Origin of the sequence: Microbacterium gallinarum (assembly GCF_014837165.1) — a bacterium.
Taxonomy (GTDB): domain Bacteria; phylum Actinomycetota; class Actinomycetes; order Actinomycetales; family Microbacteriaceae; genus Microbacterium; species Microbacterium gallinarum.
Genome location: NZ_JACSPM010000003.1, coordinates 345,570 through 362,471, shown reverse-complemented (window position 1 = coordinate 362,471; position 16,902 = coordinate 345,570). Strand labels below are relative to the sequence as shown.

18 protein-coding genes are annotated in these 16,902 nt (G+C 72.2%); 1 reads left to right on the top strand and 17 read right to left on the bottom strand.

What is annotated here, in order from left to right; translation table 11 throughout:
* Positions 1 to 12: 12 nt before the first annotated feature.
* From lgt to rpe, 12 genes are all read right to left on the bottom strand, one after another.
* Positions 13 to 996 carry a prolipoprotein diacylglyceryl transferase gene (gene lgt, locus H9622_RS11245; RefSeq protein WP_191766477.1) on the bottom strand — a complete coding sequence of 328 codons (984 nt, stop codon included), beginning with the start codon at positions 994 to 996 and terminating at the stop codon, positions 13 to 15.
* 53 nt (positions 997 to 1,049) lie between these two features.
* Positions 1,050 to 1,844: a tryptophan synthase subunit alpha gene (gene trpA, locus H9622_RS11240; RefSeq protein WP_191766476.1), complete on the bottom strand. Its 795-nt coding sequence runs from the start codon at positions 1,842 to 1,844 to the stop codon at positions 1,050 to 1,052.
* The gene (gene trpB / locus H9622_RS11235) at positions 1,841 to 3,106 is read right to left on the bottom strand and encodes a tryptophan synthase subunit beta (protein ID WP_191766475.1); all 1,266 of its coding nucleotides are present in this window, start codon (positions 3,104 to 3,106) and stop codon (positions 1,841 to 1,843) included. Before trpB ends, trpA begins: the two co-directional genes overlap by 4 nt.
* Positions 3,103 to 3,879, bottom strand: coding sequence for an indole-3-glycerol phosphate synthase TrpC (gene trpC, locus H9622_RS11230; protein WP_191766474.1), 777 nt, complete (start codon positions 3,877 to 3,879; stop codon positions 3,103 to 3,105). The genes trpB and trpC overlap by 4 nt, the downstream gene beginning before the upstream one ends.
* Position 3,880: 1 nt before the next feature.
* A complete protein-coding gene (locus H9622_RS11225) occupies positions 3,881 to 4,111 on the bottom strand; it encodes a DUF6704 family protein (protein WP_191766472.1) in 231 nt (76 codons plus the stop codon).
* Positions 4,112 to 4,153: 42 nt separating this feature from the next.
* Entirely contained in the window at positions 4,154 to 4,750 is a 597-nt protein-coding gene (locus tag H9622_RS11220) for a Trp biosynthesis-associated membrane protein (RefSeq protein ID WP_318247092.1), read from the bottom strand.
* Between the two features lie 41 nt (positions 4,751 to 4,791).
* The gene (locus tag H9622_RS11215) at positions 4,792 to 6,660 is read right to left on the bottom strand and encodes a cell wall-binding repeat-containing protein (RefSeq protein ID WP_191766470.1); all 1,869 of its coding nucleotides are present in this window, start codon (positions 6,658 to 6,660) and stop codon (positions 4,792 to 4,794) included.
* A complete protein-coding gene (gene hisI / locus H9622_RS11210; RefSeq protein WP_191766469.1) occupies positions 6,657 to 7,025 on the bottom strand; it encodes a phosphoribosyl-AMP cyclohydrolase in 369 nt (122 codons plus the stop codon). The genes H9622_RS11215 and hisI overlap by 4 nt, the downstream gene beginning before the upstream one ends.
* Complete coding sequence (gene hisF, locus H9622_RS11205) at positions 7,022 to 7,804, bottom strand: imidazole glycerol phosphate synthase subunit HisF (protein WP_191766467.1); 783 nt, start codon at positions 7,802 to 7,804, stop codon at positions 7,022 to 7,024. Before hisF ends, hisI begins: the two co-directional genes overlap by 4 nt.
* On the bottom strand, positions 7,804 to 8,646 hold the full coding sequence (hisG, locus tag H9622_RS11200; protein WP_191766466.1) for an ATP phosphoribosyltransferase: 843 nt from the start codon (positions 8,644 to 8,646) through the stop codon (positions 7,804 to 7,806). Before hisG ends, hisF begins: the two co-directional genes overlap by 1 nt.
* A 43-nt stretch (positions 8,647 to 8,689) precedes the next feature.
* Entirely contained in the window at positions 8,690 to 8,953 is a 264-nt protein-coding gene (locus H9622_RS11195) for a phosphoribosyl-ATP diphosphatase (protein ID WP_191766612.1), read from the bottom strand.
* 80 nt (positions 8,954 to 9,033) lie between these two features.
* Entirely contained in the window at positions 9,034 to 9,732 is a 699-nt protein-coding gene (gene rpe, locus H9622_RS11190) for a ribulose-phosphate 3-epimerase (protein ID WP_191766465.1), read from the bottom strand.
* 20 nt (positions 9,733 to 9,752) lie between these two features.
* On the opposite strand from rpe, the gene glsA reads away from it, so the two are divergent.
* Entirely contained in the window at positions 9,753 to 10,925 is a 1,173-nt protein-coding gene (glsA, locus tag H9622_RS11185; RefSeq protein WP_191766463.1) for a glutaminase A, read from the top strand.
* A 60-nt stretch (positions 10,926 to 10,985) separates the two neighbouring features.
* On the opposite strand, the gene H9622_RS11180 is transcribed toward glsA, so the two are convergent.
* From H9622_RS11180 to rpoZ, 5 genes are all read right to left on the bottom strand, one after another.
* The gene (locus tag H9622_RS11180) at positions 10,986 to 12,356 is read right to left on the bottom strand and encodes an RsmB/NOP family class I SAM-dependent RNA methyltransferase (protein ID WP_191766462.1); all 1,371 of its coding nucleotides are present in this window, start codon (positions 12,354 to 12,356) and stop codon (positions 10,986 to 10,988) included.
* A complete protein-coding gene (gene fmt, locus H9622_RS11175) occupies positions 12,353 to 13,273 on the bottom strand; it encodes a methionyl-tRNA formyltransferase (protein WP_191766461.1) in 921 nt (306 codons plus the stop codon). Before fmt ends, H9622_RS11180 begins: the two co-directional genes overlap by 4 nt.
* 8 nt (positions 13,274 to 13,281) lie before the next feature.
* Positions 13,282 to 15,291 carry a primosomal protein N' family DNA-binding protein gene (locus tag H9622_RS11170; protein ID WP_191766460.1) on the bottom strand — a complete coding sequence of 670 codons (2,010 nt, stop codon included), beginning with the start codon at positions 15,289 to 15,291 and terminating at the stop codon, positions 13,282 to 13,284.
* Between the two features lie 58 nt (positions 15,292 to 15,349).
* Complete coding sequence (gene metK, locus H9622_RS11165; protein ID WP_191766459.1) at positions 15,350 to 16,543, bottom strand: methionine adenosyltransferase; 1,194 nt, start codon at positions 16,541 to 16,543, stop codon at positions 15,350 to 15,352.
* An 89-nt stretch (positions 16,544 to 16,632) separates the two neighbouring features.
* Positions 16,633 to 16,887 (bottom strand): DNA-directed RNA polymerase subunit omega, encoded by a 255-nt coding sequence (gene rpoZ, locus H9622_RS11160; RefSeq protein WP_191766458.1) that lies wholly within the window; start codon positions 16,885 to 16,887, stop codon positions 16,633 to 16,635.
* Positions 16,888 to 16,902 lie beyond the last annotated feature (15 nt).

The window sequence follows — 16,902 nt, the reverse complement described above, 5'->3', positions numbered from 1 at the left end:
GTTCAGCATGCGTTACTTCGTGGCGGGGGTGCTTGTGGCGGTGCCTTCGACGGACTCGGACGTCGGGGGTTCGCTGACGTCGACGAAGTCGTCGGTGTCCTGCGATTGTACAGCCTGTCCGGCAGTCCACTCGCGTCCGGACACATAGGGCGACGGCTCGTAGCCGGGGTGACGGCGCTTCTGCACGAAGAAGATCACGAGACCGAGGATCACGCCGAGGATCGCTGCCCAAACATTGGTGCGCAGTCCCAGGAAGATGTCGCTCGGATCGATGCGGATCGACTCCCACACGATGCGCCCGCCGCTGTACCAGATGAGGTAGAGGCCGAACAGACGGCCCCACTGCAGGTGGAACTTGCGGCCCGCCCACAGCAGTACGACCACGCCCAGCACGTTCCACACGACCTCGTAGAGGAACGTGGGGTGGAACAGCGTGCCCTCGGGAAGCCCGACAGGCCACGCCGGATTCGGGTACGCGATCTCGAGGCCCCACGGCAGGTCGGTGGGCAGGCCGAACAGCTCCTGGTTGAACCAGTTTCCGAAGCGGCCCATCGCCTGCGCGAGCAGGAGCCCGGGTGCGAGGGCGTCGGCGAAGGTCCAGAACCGGATGCCGGTCCAGCGGCAGCCCAGCCACGCGCCGACGGCGCCGCCGATCAGGGCGCCGTAGATCGCGATGCCGCCCTCCCAGATGTACAGCGCCGACAGCGGGTTCCTGCCCTCTCCGAAGTAGAAGTCGAAGTGGGTGAGCACGTGGTAGATTCGCGCGCCGATGATGGCGAGCGGCACGGCCAGGAGGGAGATGTCGATGACGACCCAGGGCTCGGCGCCGCGCTTGGTGAGGCGGTGGTTCGTCATGAAGACGGCGGCGATGATGCCCGCGATGATGCACAGCGCGTAGAAGTGGATCGTGAGCGGGCCGAGCTGGAACGAGCTGATAGGAGGGCTCGGGATGCTGGCGACGACGCCCTGGGCGAGGCTCGGTGCGGCGTTGATCATGGAAGCAGGAATCCTTGGTGTGGGGACGCCGGCGGCGGGCCGACGTCAGAAGTCTAGTTCGCGGTGCGGACGGTGCCGGCGGCAAGTGCGCGAGCGGCCTCGCCGAGGCCCTCCAGCCCGCCGTCGCGCAGGGCGCGCACGAGGGCGGTGCCGACGATCGCGCCGTCGGCGTAGCCCAGCACGTCGGCCACCTGGGCCGCGTTCGAGATGCCGATGCCGACGCAGGCGTGCTCGGCTCCGCGTTCGCGGAGACGGCCGACCAGCGTGCGGGCCGCGGCATCCAGTTCCGCCCGCTCCCCCGTGATGCCCATCGTCGACACCGTGTACACGAAGCCCGTCGAGTTCTCGACGATCAGGTCGAGACGCTCGTCGGTGGAGGTCGGCGCGGCGAGGAAGACCCGGTCGAGCCCGGTGCGCTCGCTCGCGGCGATCCACTCGCTCGCGGCCTCGGGCGTGATGTCGGGCGTGATGAGGCCCGCCCCGCCGGCTGCGCGCAGCTCATCGGCGTAGCGGTCGACGCCGTACTGGAGCACCGGGTTCCAGTACGTCATGACGAGCACCGGAACGTCGACGCGGCGGGTGATCTCGGCGACCGCCGTGAACGTGTCGCGCAGGCGGAAACCGCCGGCGAGGGCCGCCTGGGTCGCTTCCTGGATGACGGTGCCGTCCATCACGGGATCGGAGTAGGGCGGGCCGAGCTCGAGGACGTCGGCCCCGTTCTCGGCCAGGGCGACTGCGGCGTCGATGCTCGTCTGGAGGTCGGGGAAGCCGAGCGGGAGGTAGCCGATGAAGGCTCCGCGCCCGTCGGCGTGGGCCGCGTCGATCGCGGCGGCGACGCGGGAGGTCACAGCTTCTCCCCCTCGCCCTTCGCGGCGTCGTCGTGCGGAGCGGCCGCAGCGGTCGCGGCATCCGCTCCCTCGTCGTACAGCTCGAAGTAGCGCGCCGCGGTGTCCATGTCCTTGTCGCCGCGGCCGGACAGGCAGACCGCGAGGATCGCGTCGGGACCGAGCTCGCGCCCGATCCGCAGCGCGCCGGCGAGAGCGTGGGCGGACTCGATGGCCGGGATGATGCCCTCGGTCTGCGAGAGGAGCCGCAGCGCCTGCATGGCCTCGTCGTCGGTGGCGGGGATGTACTCGGCGCGGCCGATCGAGGCGAGCCACGCGTGCTCGGGGCCGACGCCCGGATAGTCGAGGCCGGCGGAGATCGAGTGGGACTCGATGGTCTGGCCGTCGTCGTCCTGCAGCACGAAGGTCTTGGCGCCGTGCAGCACGCCGGGGCGTCCGCGCTCGATCGAGGCCGCGTGGCGCGGCGTGTCGACGCCGTCACCGGCTGCTTCCACTCCGTAGAGCATCACACCTTCGTCGTCGAGGAAGGCGTCGAACATACCGATGGCGTTCGAACCGCCGCCGACGCACGCGAGGACGGCGTCGGGAAGGCGCCCGGCCTCGTCGAGGAGCTGTGCGCGCGCCTCTTCGCTGATGACCTTCTGGAAGTCGCGGACCATGGCGGGGAACGGATGCGGGCCGGCCGCCGTGCCGAAGATGTAGTTCGTCGTCTCGACCGTGGCGACCCAGTCGCGGTACGCGTCGTTGATCGCGTCCTTGAGAGTGCGGGAACCGGTCGTGACCGGGACCACTTCGGCTCCGAGGAGGCGCATGCGGGCGACGTTGAGCGCCTGGCGCTCCGTGTCGACCTCGCCCATGTAGATGGTGCACTCGAGGCCGAACAGCGCGGCCGCCGTCGCCGTCGCCACACCGTGCTGACCGGCGCCGGTCTCGGCGATCACGCGCGTCTTGCCGAGGCGGCGGGTCAGCAGCGCCTGGCCGAGCACGTTGTTGATCTTGTGCGAGCCGGTGTGGTTGAGGTCTTCGCGCTTGAGGAACACGCGCGCACCGCCGGCGTGCTCGGCGAACCGGGGCACCTCCGTGATGGGCGACGGGCGCCCCGCGTACGTGTGCAGCAGCCGCACGAACTCCGCCTGGAATGCGGGATCGGCCTTGGCCGCCTCGTACTCGGCGGTGAGCTCGTCGATCGCCGCGATGAGCGACTCGGGCATGTACCGGCCGCCGAAGTCGCCGAAGAAGGGTCCGGATGCCTCGCGAAGACTCATGCGCCGGCCTCCAGGAACGCCTTCAGGGTGGTGACGGGGTCGTTCGTGACGAGCGCCTCGCCGACGAGCACGATGTCGGCGCCGGCCGCACGGTAGTGCGCGACGTCGGCCGGTGCGAGCACCGCGGACTCGGCGACCTTCACAGCACCGGCGGGGATGCGATCGGCCAGGCGGCCGAAGAGGTCCCGGTCGAGTTCGAACGTCGACAGGTCGCGCGCGTTCACGCCGATGAGGCGCGCACCGACGTCGGCGGCGCGGTCGACCTCGTCGGCGGAGTGGGTCTCGACGAGCGGCGTCATGCCGAGCTCGAGTGTCAGCGCGTGCAGCCGGGCGAGGACGTCTTGCTCGAGCGCGGCGACGATGAGCAGCACGAGGTCGGCGCCCGACGCGCGGGCCTCCAGCACCTGGTACTCGGTGGCGATGAAGTCCTTGCGCAGCACGGGCAGCTCGACCGCGCCCTTGACCGCCTCGAGGTCGGCGAGGCTGCCCTTGAAGCGGCGTCCCTCAGTCAGGACCGAGATCGCGGACGCACCGCCCTGCTGGTAGAGCAGTGCCTGATGTGCCGGGTCGGGAATCGCTGCGAGATCGCCGCGGGACGGGCTCGCGCGCTTGACCTCCGCGATGATCTTCACGCGGTCGGCCGGAGCGAGGGCGGCAAGGGCGTCGCGCGCGGACGGCTGCGCGAGCGCCGCTGCCTCGACCGCGGCAAGGGGCCGCGCCGAAGCACGCACCTCGGCATCCTCCACCGCGCCGGCCGTCAGGTCGGCCAGCACGTCAGTGCTCTTTCGCGGTGTACTTCGGGCCGTTGACGCCGTAGCCGGCCTTGGCCATGATCCAGCCGACGATGAGGCCGACGATCAGCAGTGCAGCGGACGCCCACACGAGCACCGGCATGTCGAACCAGTAGAACAGCGTGCCGAGGGTGACCGCGACGAGCATGATCACGACGGCCGTCCAGGCGGCGGGCGAGTGTCCGTGGCCGGGGTCGCCGATGTGGTTGCTCATGGATCTCCTCCAGGTAGGCGCGGGATGAGGTCAGTCTAGCGGTCAGGCGGTCGGATCCTCGCCACGCGACAGGTCGTCCCACGAGTCGATGGCGTCGTGCGGACGGGATCCCGCGGGGCCGGCCGCGGGCGCGGCGTCCTCGGTCCGATAGCGGCGGCCGCCGCTCCGCCACCGGTGCGCCGTCGCGAGGGTGAAGACTCCGGCGCCGATCAGCAGGATCCACACCACGAGCGTCACGACCGGCCACGCCGTCGACGTGATCGAGTCGAGCAGACCCGCGACGGCGGACTCCCCCGTGATGCCGGTGGCCTCGGTGACGGTCGACGAGACGGCAGACACCGGAGCTGCCAGGGCGACCTGTGCGGTCGCCCACGTCAGCAGCACCGCGATGACGACAGTGAGGGCTCCGAAGGCATAGCGCAGCACGGAGCCGACGATCGAGAGCGCACCGCCGAGCGCGAGCACGGCCAGGCTGAGAGGCGCCAGCACCGGAATGGCGGACGCGCCCGGCACCTCCAGCGTCCGGCCGGCGCTGTCACCCAGGACGACGACCAGCCAGGTCTGCGTCGAGGAGACGACGCCGATCGCGCCGCAGAGGAGGGTCGCCACGACGGCGACGAGGCGGGCGCGACGGGTCACCCCTTCACTGTAATCGCGGGATGCGGGCGCGGCGGCGCCGGTCATCGGGCGGGGAGGCAGCAGGTCGCGCCGCCCGACGCGGTCAGGACGCGACGGCCGGCGGCATCGGTCCAGAACCCCCAGTAGTCGGTCCCCGAGCTGCGTGCCGTGTAGTCGCCGAATCGCATCCCCTCGACGGACACGGGGATGCCGGCGCGCCGGATCACGAGGTGGACGTGATCGAAGTTGGCGCCGCCTCCGCAGGGGACGGTCCGGCCGACGTCGCCGAGGTAGGTCCCGGCCTTCACCTGCGTGCCGACCAGCTGGTTCTGGTAGTTCACGAGGTGGTAGTACGTGGACTGCCACCCGCCTGCGTGGTTGATACCGAGGTACGAGCCGCTGCCGCACTGCACGCGGTACACGGTGCCGTCGGCGATGGCCAGCACGCGACGGTCGCCGCCGGCTCGCGGTCCGAAGTCGATCGACCCTCGGGCGCCCGCCGTGCCCCCGGAGTTCGCGTGCGGACCGCCCGCGGCCCAGCTCTGGCCCGGGGCGTACGGCAGCCGCCACTTCGGCGCGGTGGCACTGGACATGCTCGACCACGAGATCTGGCCCGCCGCCGTGCGCAGCATGAGGTCGCCGTCGTTCTGGACCACGAGTTCGCTCGCGAGCGTGCCGGCGGTGCTGGACTCCCAGATCAGGCGGCCGTCGACGCTGTAGAGCATCGCATTGCCGTCGGAGCGCAGCCGGAGCGCGCGGGGCACGGGGTCGGTGGTGCCCGACGACCACAGGACGGTGGCCCCGCGCGACACCGAGAAGGACCCGTTCGCCGCCACGCACAGCGAGGCGGTGCGATCAGGCGACGGGAGGCACGTGCCCGCGCGCACCTCCGTCGACGCTGTGAGGCGGGACCCGGTCGCCGCCGCGAGATCCGTCCCGACGATGCCCAGTCGCGTCGCTGTGGTCGTGGAGACCACGCCGGTCCCCCCGACGACGACGATCTTCGCGGGCTTCAGGCGGATGAGCTCGCGTGCCACCGCGAACGGGATCGACGATGCGGGGGTGAGCAGCAGCGGGGCGCCGCGCGCCGCCGCTGCGGCCGACAGCGCGTCGGGGAAGTCCATGCCGTTCGCGACGTAGGCGACGGGCACTCCGGGCGCGAAGGCGGACGCGCTGATGTCCGCCGACGTCGCGAAGCGGTCCGCCCCGGAGCGGCGCGACGGGGTGACGCCCGTCGCCGTGCGGATCTGGGTCGCGACGGCCGTCGACACGGCCCCCGCGCCGCCGACGATGACGATGGATGCCGGCTTCAGTCGGACGAGCTCGTCGCGGATGGCGGACGGCAGCACACCCGACTGCGTCAGGAGGATGGGCCCACGCTGCCCACCCGCGACGGAACCCGCCGACAGCGCGTCGGGGAATGCCTCGCCGCTGCCCACGTAGGCGACCGATGCCCCGCCCGGAAAGGTCTTCGCGCTGATGGCCGCCGACGTCGCGTAGCGATCGGCGCCCTGCAGGCGCGTCACCGTGCCGGTCGTCAGGCGCGCGAGCGCCTCTGCCACCGCGGGCGAGACCGCCCCCTCGCCGCCGAGGACGATGATCTCGGCAGGACGCAGCCGGGCGAGCTCGGTCGCGACGACGGGGGGCAGCCAGTCGGGATGGGTCAGGAGCACCGGTGAGGACCGCGTACCGGCGGCAGCCGCGCCAGAGAGGGCGTCGGGGAAGCTCGTGCCGGCCGCGACGTACGCGGCGGCGACGCCCGGAGCGAAGGTCACGGCGCTGATCCGCGCCGAGGTCGCGTAGCGGTCGTCGCCGGACACGCGCTCCACGCCGGGGACCGCCGCGGTGGCGGCCGTGCCGGGGAAGACCAGGGTCGCGGCGACCAGGAGGGTGCCCAGCAGGAGGACCGTCGCGCGCCGCCCGGGCCTCATCGGGTGCCGCGCTCCGGTCCGGCGACGGGGGCGAGGTCATCCGCGTCGAAGCAGGTGCGGGTCCCGGTGTGGCACGCGGGTCCGACCTGGTCCACCTCGAGCAGGATCGCATCCCCGTCGCAGTCCAGGCGCGCACCCCTCACGAGCTGGATATTGCCCGACGTGTCGCCCTTGCGCCAGTACTCCCGACGGGAACGGGACCAGAAGGTCACGCGCCCCTCGGTGAGGGTGCGACGCAGGGCCTCGGCATCCATCCATCCGAGCATCAGCACCTCGCGGGAATCCCACTGCTGCACGATCGCGGCCACCAGTCCGTCGGCGTTGAACGCCACCCGGTCGATGCGCTCCTGCACGGTCTCGGTCATGAGCGCACTCCTCGCACTTCGCGCACGGCGATGCCGTCGGCGGCCATCGCCGCCTTCACCTCACCCACGGTCAGCTGACCGGAGTGGAAGACGGATGCTGCGAGCACGGCGTCGGCGCCGGCTTCGATCGCCGGGCCGAAGTGCGTCACGTCGCCGGCGCCGCCGGAGGCGATCACCGGAACGCTCGAGACCTCGCGCATGAGGGCGACGAGTTCGAGGTCGAAGCCCTCCCGCGTGCCGTCGGCGTCGATCGAGTTCACGAGCAGCTCGCCGGCGCCGCGCTGGATCGCCTCACGCGCCCACTCCAGGGCATCGAGGCTGGTCTCGGTGCGGCCGCCGTGGGTCGTCACCACGAAGCCGGACCCGGTCGCGGTCGATCGCTTGACGTCGAGCGACAGCACGAGCACCTGGGCGCCGAAGCGGTCGGCGATCTCGTCCAGGAGCCGGGGTCGAGCGATCGCCGCCGAGTTGACGCCGATCTTGTCGGCTCCGACGGACAGGAGGCGGGCGACGTCCTCGGCCGAGCGCACTCCCCCGCCCACCGTCAGCGGGATGAACACCTCTTCGGCCGTGCGGCGCACGACGTCGTACGTCGTCGATCGCTCGTCGACCGTCGCCGTGACGTCGAGGAACGTGAGTTCATCGGCGCCCTGCCGGAAGTACTCGCGCGCGAGCTCGACGGGGTCGCCCATGTCGCGGAGATTCTCGAAGTTCACGCCCTTGACGACACGGCCGCCCGCGACGTCGAGACACGGGATGACGCGGCAGACGAGGCTCATCACAGCCTCGCGTTGTGGATCGCGGTGACGAGGATCGCACGCGCGCCGAGAGCGTACAGCGCGTCCATGACCTGGTTCGCGCTGTTCCGCGGCGTCATGACGCGCACGGCCACCCACTCGGGGTCGCGCAGCGGCGAGATCGTGGGCGACTCGATGCCGGGCGCGAGTGCGACGGCTTCGTCGATCAGCGCGACGGGCAGGTCGTAGTCGATCAGCACGTAACGCCGTGCGACCATCACGCCGCGCAGCCGACGCAGCAGGGTCGCGGTGCCCTCGGCCTCATCGGGCGCGCCGATGAGGACGGCCTCGGACTCGAGGATGACCGGGCCGAAGATCTCCAGGCCCGCCTGGCGGAGCGTCGTACCGGTCGACACGACGTCGGCGACGGCATCCGCCACCCCCAGACGCACGGCCGATTCGACCGCGCCGTCCAGTGGCACCAGGTCGACGGCCACGCCGTGATCGTCGAGGAAGCCGTCGACCAGACCGGGGTATGCGGTGGCCACCCGCATGCCCTGGAGGTCGCCGACCTCGGAGAAGCGACCCGGAGGACCGGCGAAGCGGAACGTGGAGTCGCCGAAGCCGAGCGCCTCGATCTCGCGGGCGCCGGGCATGCGGGCGTCGAGCAGCAGGTCACGGCCGGTGATGCCGACGTCGAGCGCGCCGGAGCCGACGTACGTCGCGATGTCCTTCGGGCGCAGGTAGAAGAACTCGACCTCGTTGCGGGGGTCGATGACATGGAGATCCTTGGGATCGCGTCGGCCCGTGTAGCCCGCCTCGGCGAGCATCTCGGAGGCGGTCTCGGCGAGCGAGCCCTTGTTCGGCACGGCGATTCGCAGCATGGCAGCGGAGCTTTCGGTTCGAGGTCGGGAGGAAGGCGCGCGCTCAGAGATGTCGGTAGACGTCTTCGAGGCTCAGCCCCTTCGCGAGCATCAGCACCTGCAGGTGGTAGAGCAGCTGCGAGATCTCCTCGGCCGCGGCATCCGTCGACTCGTACTCGGCGGCCATCCAGACCTCGGCCGCCTCTTCGACGATCTTCTTGCCGATCGCGTGCACGCCCGCGTCGAGCTGCGCGACGGTCCCCGATCCTTCGGGGCGCTCGGCCGCCTTGGCGGTGAGCTCGTCGAACAGCGCATCGAACGTCTTCACCATGCCAGGGTAGCGAACGCGCGGGACGCCTCGGCTCCGCGTGACGCGCGGGCGCGTCGGCGCCTGCGCCGCCGATCCCGTCAGTGAGCGTGCCGGTGCTGCGCGGCCGCCGCGCGGAGGCCGGTGATGGCGGCACCGGGATCCTCGGCGCCGAACACCGCGGAACCGGCCACAAAGGTGTCGGCGCCCGCGTCGGCCGCCTGAGCGATCGTCGACTCGGTGATGCCGCCGTCGACCTGCAGCCACACCGACGATCCGCGCCGTCGTGCCTCGTCGGCCAGGCGACGCAGCTTCGGCATCGTCTCGGGCATGAAGGACTGGCCGCCGAAGCCGGGCTCGACCGTCATCACGAGGATCTGGTCGAAGTCGTCGAGCAGATCGAAGAGCCCCTCGACGGCGGTCGCCGGCTTGACGGCGACGCCGGCACGCGCTCCGATGGCGCGCAGCCGGCGCGCGAGGGCGACCGGCTCGGTGGCCGCTTCCAGGTGGAAGGTCACCGACGCGGCGCCGAGCTCGGCGTAGCCGGGGGCCCATCGGTCGGGGTCGGCGATCATCAGATGCACGTCGAGCGGGACGGGGCTCGTCGCCTGGACGCGCTCGACCATCTGCGGGCCGAACGTCAGGTTCGGCACGAAGTGGTTGTCCATGACGTCGACGTGCACGAAGTCGGCGGCGGCGATGCGCGCGAGCTCCGCCTGCATGTTGACGAAGTCAGCGGCCAGAATGCTCGGATTGATGCGGACGCCGCCGTCGCGGCCGTTCTCGTCACGGTGAGGCACGGGTCCATTATGGTCGAGCCGTGGACACCATCACGGAGCTGCTGCGCGGAGCGCTCGAAGAGGTCCGATCGCTCGGTGACGGCGCCACGGCGTCGTACATCCCCGAGCTCGCCCAGGCCGATCCGGAGCGGCTCGCCCTCTCCGTCGTCGGGCCACGGGGGCGGGTTCGATCCGTCGGCGACGAAGACGCCGAGTTCACCATCCAGTCGATGTCGAAGCCCTTCGTGCTCGCCCTCGCGCTCGTCGAGCACGGCCGGGACGCGGTGTTCGCCAAGGTCGGCGCCGAGCCGAGCGGCGAGCCGTTCAACGCCATCAGCCTCGAGGCCGACACCGGGCGGCCCGCCAACCCGCTGATCAACGCGGGCGCCATCGCGACCACCGCGCTCATCGGCGGCGACGACGTCGACGCCCGCACCGCGCGCATCGTCGAGCTGCTGTCAGCCTTCGCGGGACGGTCGCTCTGGATCGACGAATCCGTGTACGCGTCCGAGTCCTCGACCGGGGACCGCAATCGCGCCCTCGCCCACCTCATGCGCTCGTACGGCGTCATCGACGTATCGGTCGATCTCGCCGTCGAGACCTACTTCCGCCAATGCTCCGCGCTCGTCACCGTCCGCGATCTGGCGGTCATGGCGTCCACGCTCGCCTTCGGCGGATGGAATCCCGTGACGGGCGAGCGCGTCGTCGGCGAGTCCGTCGCGCGCGACGTGCTGTCGATCATGGCCAGCTGCGGCATGTACGACTACTCCGGACAGTGGATGCTGCGGGTCGGGCTCCCGGCGAAGAGCGGCGTGAGCGGCGGCATCATCGCGGTGGCACCCTCGCAGTTCGGCGTCGCGGCGTTCAGCCCCCGGCTCGACGAGCACGGGAACAGCGTGCGCGCGGTCGCGATCGTCGAGCAACTCTCGGAGCGTCTGGGCATGCATCTGCTCGAACCGCACGAGAGCCTGGCGGCACCGGCCGTCAGCGTCGAAGGCACTGCCGAAGGACCGACGATCCGGCTGAGCGGCGAGCTGGGCTTCGCCGGCACGGAGCGCGTGATGCTGGTGCTCCGCGAACTCGCCAGCGGCATGCCGGAGGGGGCGACGCTCACGCTCGACGCCCGTGAGCTCGCGCGCACCCACCCCGCCGCGCTCGCCGTCCTGGAGGGCGAGTTCGAGGGACTCCCCCTCGGTCTGCGGCTGCAGACCTGACGCCGACGGGCTCAGGCGGGGCCCGGGCTCAGGCGGGGGAAGGCATCAGGCGGGCCGGGCTCAGACGCGGCGCAGCAGCGAGATCGACATCGCGTCGGTGTTGTGCCGGTGCGGCCACAGTTGCGCGCGGCCGGAGCCGTCGGCCTGCGGTGCGAGTCCGGGGTCGCTGTCAGACAGGCCCGTCACCACGTCCCGCGCCGACAGCTCCTCGACCGCCGCACCCCACTCGCGCCGGATCTCGGCGACGACACCTGCTGTCTCGGCGAGGTGCGGCGAGCACGTGACGTAGGCCACGATGCCGCCCGGCTTGAGCGCGCCCACGGCCGCGCCCAGCAGCTCGCGCTGCAGCTCGCTCAGCCCGGGAACGTCGCCCGGTGCTTTGCGCCATCGCGCCTCGGGCCTGCGGCGGAGCGCGCCGAGCCCGGTGCACGGCGCGTCGACGAGGATGCGGTCGTAGGTGTTGGGCGTCTCCTCGGCGCGGACGCGGCCGTCCTGCTCCGACACCGGCACGTCGAGCGGCACGCCGGCGAGGGCGTTGCGCACGAGTCCCGCGCGCGACGGCGAGATCTCGTTCGCCTCGAGCTGCGCCCCGTGGGCGAGCGCCTCCGCGGCGAGCAGCGCGGTCTTGCCGCCGGGGCCCGCGCAGAGGTCGAGCCACCGCTCCCCTTCGCGCACCGGCTCGGCGCGGCTCAGCGCCAGCGCGGCGAGCTGCGAGCCTTCGTCCTGCACGCGGACACGGCCGTCAGACGAGCGGATGATCGCGTCGGGGTCTCCCCCGCCGAGGCGGAAGCCATACGGCGAGAACGGCGTGCGGCGGGCGTCTTCGGGGATCTCCGCGAGTCCGGGCAGTGCGATCATCGTCACGCGCGGCGCGGCGTTGTCGGCAGTGAGCAGCGCTTCGAGCTCGTCGGCGCGTCCCTCCGCGGCCAGCGCCCGGCGCAGCGCGCGCACCACCCAGACCGGGTGCGAGAACAGCAGCCCGAGCTTCTCGTCATCGGAGCGCGCGCCCTCGGCGATGCGGGTCATCCAGTCCCCCGGCGTGTCTCGCGACACGCGACGCAGCACCGCGTTGGCGAAACCGGCCGCGCCGCGACCGCCCGCCGTGCGAGCAAGCTCGACCGACTCGTTGACCGCGGCGTGCGAGGCGACGCGCGTCGACAGCAGCTGGTGAACCCCCAGGCGCAGCGCGTCGAGCACACCGGGGTGGATCTCGGCGATGCCGCGATCCGAGGCGACCGCGATGACCGCGTCGTACGTGCCTTGCCGTCGCAGCGTGCCGTAGGTCAGCTCGGTCGCCAGCGCGGCGTCCGCCGAGGAGAGCCCGGCGCGGCCGATCGACGTGGGCAGGAGGAGGTTGGCGTACGCATCGGACTCGTGCACGGCGCGGATGGTGTCGTACGCGACCAGCCGTGCACCGGCGACGCGGCTCACGACGCCACCGGGTCACTCGTGCGCAGTCCGCGCCACCAGTCGACCGCGCGCATCGCCCCCTTGCCCGCGGGTTGCACCGTCTCGAGCACGATCGGCGAGGTTCCCGTGCCGACCAGCACCGCCTTGTCGTGGAGCGCGATGCGCCCGGGGCCGAGCGACGGCGCGTCGGCTCCCGCGGGGCGTGCGGCGTGAATCTTGAGACGCGCGGCGTCGACCGTGGTGTGCGCGCCCGGTTCGGGCGTCACCCCTCGGATGCGGCCGAGCACGGCGTCGGCCGGATCGGTCCACCTCACGGCGCCGTCGGCATCGCCGAGCTTCGGCGCATACGTCGACTCCCCCGCCTGCGGGCGCGCGACGGCCGTGCCGGCCGCGATCGCATCCACGACCTCGGCGAGGAGATCCGCCCCGCTCTCCGCCAGGGCAGCGAGCAGGTCACCGGACGTCGCGCCCTCGGCGATCGGATGCGGGCGCTCGGCGAACACGTCGCCGGCGTCGAGTTCGGGGACGAGCTGGAACACGCTGGCGCCGGTGCGGGCATCGCCGGCGATCAGCGCGTGCTGCACCGGCGACGCGCCGCGCCAGCGCGGGAGCAGCGAGAAGTGCAGATTGATCCAGCCGTGGACGGGCGTCGACAGCAGCGGCTCGCGGACGAGACCGCCGTACGCGACGATCACGCCGAGATCGGGCCGTAGCGCCGTGATGCGCTCGGTGACCTCGGCATCGAGACGGTCGGCGCGGATCGGGTGGAGGCCGAGCTCTTCGGCCGCGGCGGCGACCGGGGAGGGGGTGAGCACCCGCTTGCGTCCGAGCGGAGCGTCGCGACGCGTGATGACCGCTGCGATGTCGTGATCGGATGCCGCGAGCCGCCGCAGCGCGGGCACCGCCGGCTCGGGCGTTCCGGCGAAGACGAGTCGCATGGGATTCCTCACAGGTCGAGATCGGGCACGTCGACCCGAACTTTGAGTCTATTGCGGGCGGCCGCGGCACGTGCCGCCTGGGCGTCCGCCGCCTGCCCGGTCGTGCGCTTCGCCGGACGCCGGGCTTTGATCGCCGCGCTCACCACCGATGCCCGCAGGCTCTCGGTCACTCGACCGCCGAGCGCATAGTCGAACCGCACCAGCGCGCGCACGCCCTCATCGCGCGGCAGCGGACCGAGCACGGCCTCACCGTCGAGCTCCGGCACGGCGCTCCGCAGGTCGGCCAGCGCCGCGTCGACGGCGAGCCGGTCGCCGTCGACGGCTGCGACACGCACCGTCGGCGGCATCCGCAGCGGTTTGCGATCCGCGAGCTCCATGCGGGCGTATGCCGACTGCGTCCAGGTCGCGAGGGCGCGGGCGACGGGTCCGGCCACCCCGACCAGGTGCACCGGCGCGCCGGGTGCGGCCAGAGCCGCGGCGTTCGACCACCAGCGCAGGCACGACTCGCCGATCCGCAGGTCGTCGGCGAGCAGCATCCGATCGCCGTCGAGGAGGACGATGGCGCGATACCCGCCCGCGGCGAGGGGTTCCGCGCCGCGCGTGGCGACCACGAGGGCGGGCCGGGAGTCGACGTGCGTCACGGGATGCTCGCCGTCGGCGACGATGACGCGCACGCCGGGGAACGCGCGTCCGAGTTCGTCGGCGGTGCGCTCGCTGCCGGACGAGGCCATGCGCACGCGCGTGGACGAGCAGTCCGGGCAGGCCCAGCCGCCGGCGGCACGACCGCACCAGCTGCACGTCGGCACGGCTCCCTGCCGGGCCGCGTGGAGCGGGCCGCCGCAGTGGGTGCAGCGGGCGGGATGCCGGCAGTCCGCGCACACGAGCACGGGCGCATAGCCCGGCCGGGCGACCTGCACGAGCACCGGCCCCTGGCCGAGCGCCTCGCGCGCCGCCGCGAACGCCGCCGACGGCACTCGCGAGCCGCGCGACTCCCCCTCGCGCGTCGCGCTCAGCACGACCCTCGGGCTCAGACGCCGCGCGGCCGGGAGGTCGCGGAGCCACCCCACGGCGACGAGCCGCTCGACGTCGGTCGTCCGGGTGTGGCCCGCGAAGACGAGGGCGCCGCCGTCGAGTTCGTGGCGCAGCAGAGCGGCATCACGCGCGTGGACACCGGGACTCAGCGGCTCCGACAGGAGCGGGTCGCCGTCATCCCACAGCGCGACCAGCCCGAGCGCGTGCACCGGGGCGTACACGGCGGAGCGATTGCCGATGACGATGCACGGGGCATCAGCGAGGGTGCGCAGGTACGCGGCGTACCGCAGCGGCGAACTCTGCTTCGCGTCATCGCGCACGACGGCCTCGGCGGGCACGCGGCCGGCCAGGGCCGCCTCGAGCTGCGCACGATCGCGGTGATCGGGGACGACCAGGACCGCGCTGCGCCCGCCGGCGAGCGTGCGGACGGCGGCCGCGACGAGCAGCGTCGCCCATGCGCCCACGGCCGATCCGTCCGCCGAGGTCGCGGGCTGGGGCGGCGCGTCGAGCGCCAGCCGCTCCGACGCGTCGAGCGCCTCGGCGAGACCCGGGTATGCGGCGAGCTCCGCGTCGGCCCAGTCCCGCGCCCCCGGTTCGATCTCGGGCTCTGCGGGCGGGTCGGCGGCAAGCCAGGCCTTCTCGGCACGGACCATGCGCTTCGGGATCGCCAGGCGCAGGATGTCGCTCGCGGATCCCGCCGCGCGGTCCGCGCAGCGCCGCGCGTGCGCGTACAGTCCGGGGGTGAGCACGGGGACGGGCGACACCACCGCCTCGAGGTCGGAGAGCGGGCGAGCGGATGCGTCGGGGTCGCCCACCTCGACCAGATAGCCCTCGACCATGCGGCCGGCCGAACGCAGCGGCGCCTTCACGCGCACGCCCGGCACGGCCTCGTCGGCGAGGTGGTCGGGGATCGAGTAGTCGAAGAGCCGATCGAGCTGCGGCAGCGGAGAGTCCAGCAGAACCCGGGCGACCCTCCGCGCCGTCATTCCCGACCTCCGCGGGCGGACCGGCGCTCCTCGCGCCCCCACCGCGGGGCGCCGGGCATCACAGCCCGGCGGCGGCGCGCAGGTCGTCGGCGCGGTCCGTGCGCTCCCAGGTGAACTCGGGCAGCTCGCGGCCGAAGTGCCCGTACGCGGCGGTCTTGGCGTAGATGGGACGCAGCAGATCGAGCTGATCGATGATCGCCTTCGGGCGCAGGTCGAAGACGTCGAGGATCGCGCGGGTGATCGCCTCGTCGGACACGCGGCCCGTGCCGAACGACTCGACGTAGAGCCCGACGGGCTTGGCCTTGCCGATCGCGTACGCCACCTGCACCTCGAGGCGGTCGGCCAGCCCGGCGGCGACGGCGTTCTTGGCGACCCAGCGCATCGCGTACGCGGCGGAGCGATCGACCTTCGACGGGTCTTTGCCGCTGAACGCGCCGCCGCCGTGGCGGGCCGCGCCGCCGTAGGTGTCGATGATGATCTTGCGGCCAGTGAGCCCGGCATCGCCCTTGGGGCCGCCGGTCACGAACGGGCCCGCGGGGTTGATGTAGTACTTCACGTCGGGCAGCTCGAGACCCGTGGCCTCGAGGACCGGGTCGATCACCTCGGCCCGCACCGCCGCGCGAAGCGCCTTCTGCGAGATGTCGGGCTGGTGCTGCGTCGAGAGCACGACGGAGTCGATGGTGCGCGGGACCTGGCCGTCGTAGCCGAGCGTCACCTGCGTCTTGCCGTCTGGGCGCAGGAACGGCAGTTCGCCCGACCGGCGCACCTCGGAGAGCCGCTCGGCGATGCGGTGCGCGGTCCATGCCGCCATGGGCATGAGCTGCGGGGTCTCGGTCGTGGCGTAGCCGAACATGATGCCCTGGTCGCCCGCGCCCTGCAGGTCGTGCGGGTCTTCGGAGCCGTCTTCCCGGCGCTCGAAGGCCTTGTCGACGCCCGCGGCGATGTCGGAGGACTGCGCGCCGATCGAGACGCTCACGCCGCACGAATCGCCGTCGAAGCCCGTGTCGCTGGAGGTGTAGCCGATGCCGTTGACGACGGAGCGGACGATCGCGGGGATCTCGACATACGCGGACGTCGACACCTCGCCTGCGACGTGGACGAGACCGGTGGTGACGAGGGTCTCGACGGCGACGCGGCCTCTGGGATCGGCGGCGAGGATCGCGTCGAGGATGCTGTCGGAGATCTGGTCGCAGATCTTGTCGGGGTGCCCCTCCGTGACGGATTCGGACGTGAACAGACGCAGCTCGGTCATCGATGCTCCAGATCGGAAATGTGCCGGCACCAGTATGCCCCCGAAGGCGGACAGTGCCGCCCCGGGGGCATCAGGAGATCGCGGGCTCTTTACTCGACGGGACGAAGGCGGAGCTTGTCCTCGTGGATCTCGTGCATCGCGATGGTGAGCGGCTTGTCCTCGACGGTCGAGTCGACGAGCGGGCCGACGTTGTCGAAGAGGTTGCCCTCGTGGAGGTCGGAGTAGTAGTCGTTGATCTGACGCGCGCGCTTCGACGCGAAGATCACGAGCTGGTACTTCGAGTCGACCTTCTCGAGAAGGCTGTCGATGGGGGGCTCGATGATGCCCTGATTCGTTCCGGCCATGGGAATCCTCCTGGA

Coding starts and splice junctions, on each gene's coding strand:
- lgt (WP_191766477.1), bottom strand. CDS start 996: ATGATCAACGCCGCACCGAGCCTCGCCCAGGGCGTCGTCGCCAGCATC.
- trpB (WP_191766475.1), bottom strand. CDS start 3,106: ATGAGTCTTCGCGAGGCATCCGGACCCTTCTTCGGCGACTTCGGCGGC.
- H9622_RS11225 (WP_191766472.1), bottom strand. CDS start 4,111: ATGAGCAACCACATCGGCGACCCCGGCCACGGACACTCGCCCGCCGCC.
- H9622_RS11215 (WP_191766470.1), bottom strand. CDS start 6,660: ATGAGGCCCGGGCGGCGCGCGACGGTCCTCCTGCTGGGCACCCTCCTG.
- hisI (WP_191766469.1), bottom strand. CDS start 7,025: ATGACCGAGACCGTGCAGGAGCGCATCGACCGGGTGGCGTTCAACGCC.
- hisF (WP_191766467.1), bottom strand. CDS start 7,804: ATGAGCCTCGTCTGCCGCGTCATCCCGTGTCTCGACGTCGCGGGCGGC.
- hisG (WP_191766466.1), bottom strand. CDS start 8,646: ATGCTGCGAATCGCCGTGCCGAACAAGGGCTCGCTCGCCGAGACCGCC.
- fmt (WP_191766461.1), bottom strand. CDS start 13,273: ATGCGACTCGTCTTCGCCGGAACGCCCGAGCCGGCGGTGCCCGCGCTG.
- H9622_RS11170 (WP_191766460.1), bottom strand. CDS start 15,291: ATGACGGCGCGGAGGGTCGCCCGGGTTCTGCTGGACTCTCCGCTGCCG.
- metK (WP_191766459.1), bottom strand. CDS start 16,543: ATGACCGAGCTGCGTCTGTTCACGTCCGAATCCGTCACGGAGGGGCAC.
- rpoZ (WP_191766458.1), bottom strand. CDS start 16,887: ATGGCCGGAACGAATCAGGGCATCATCGAGCCCCCCATCGACAGCCTT.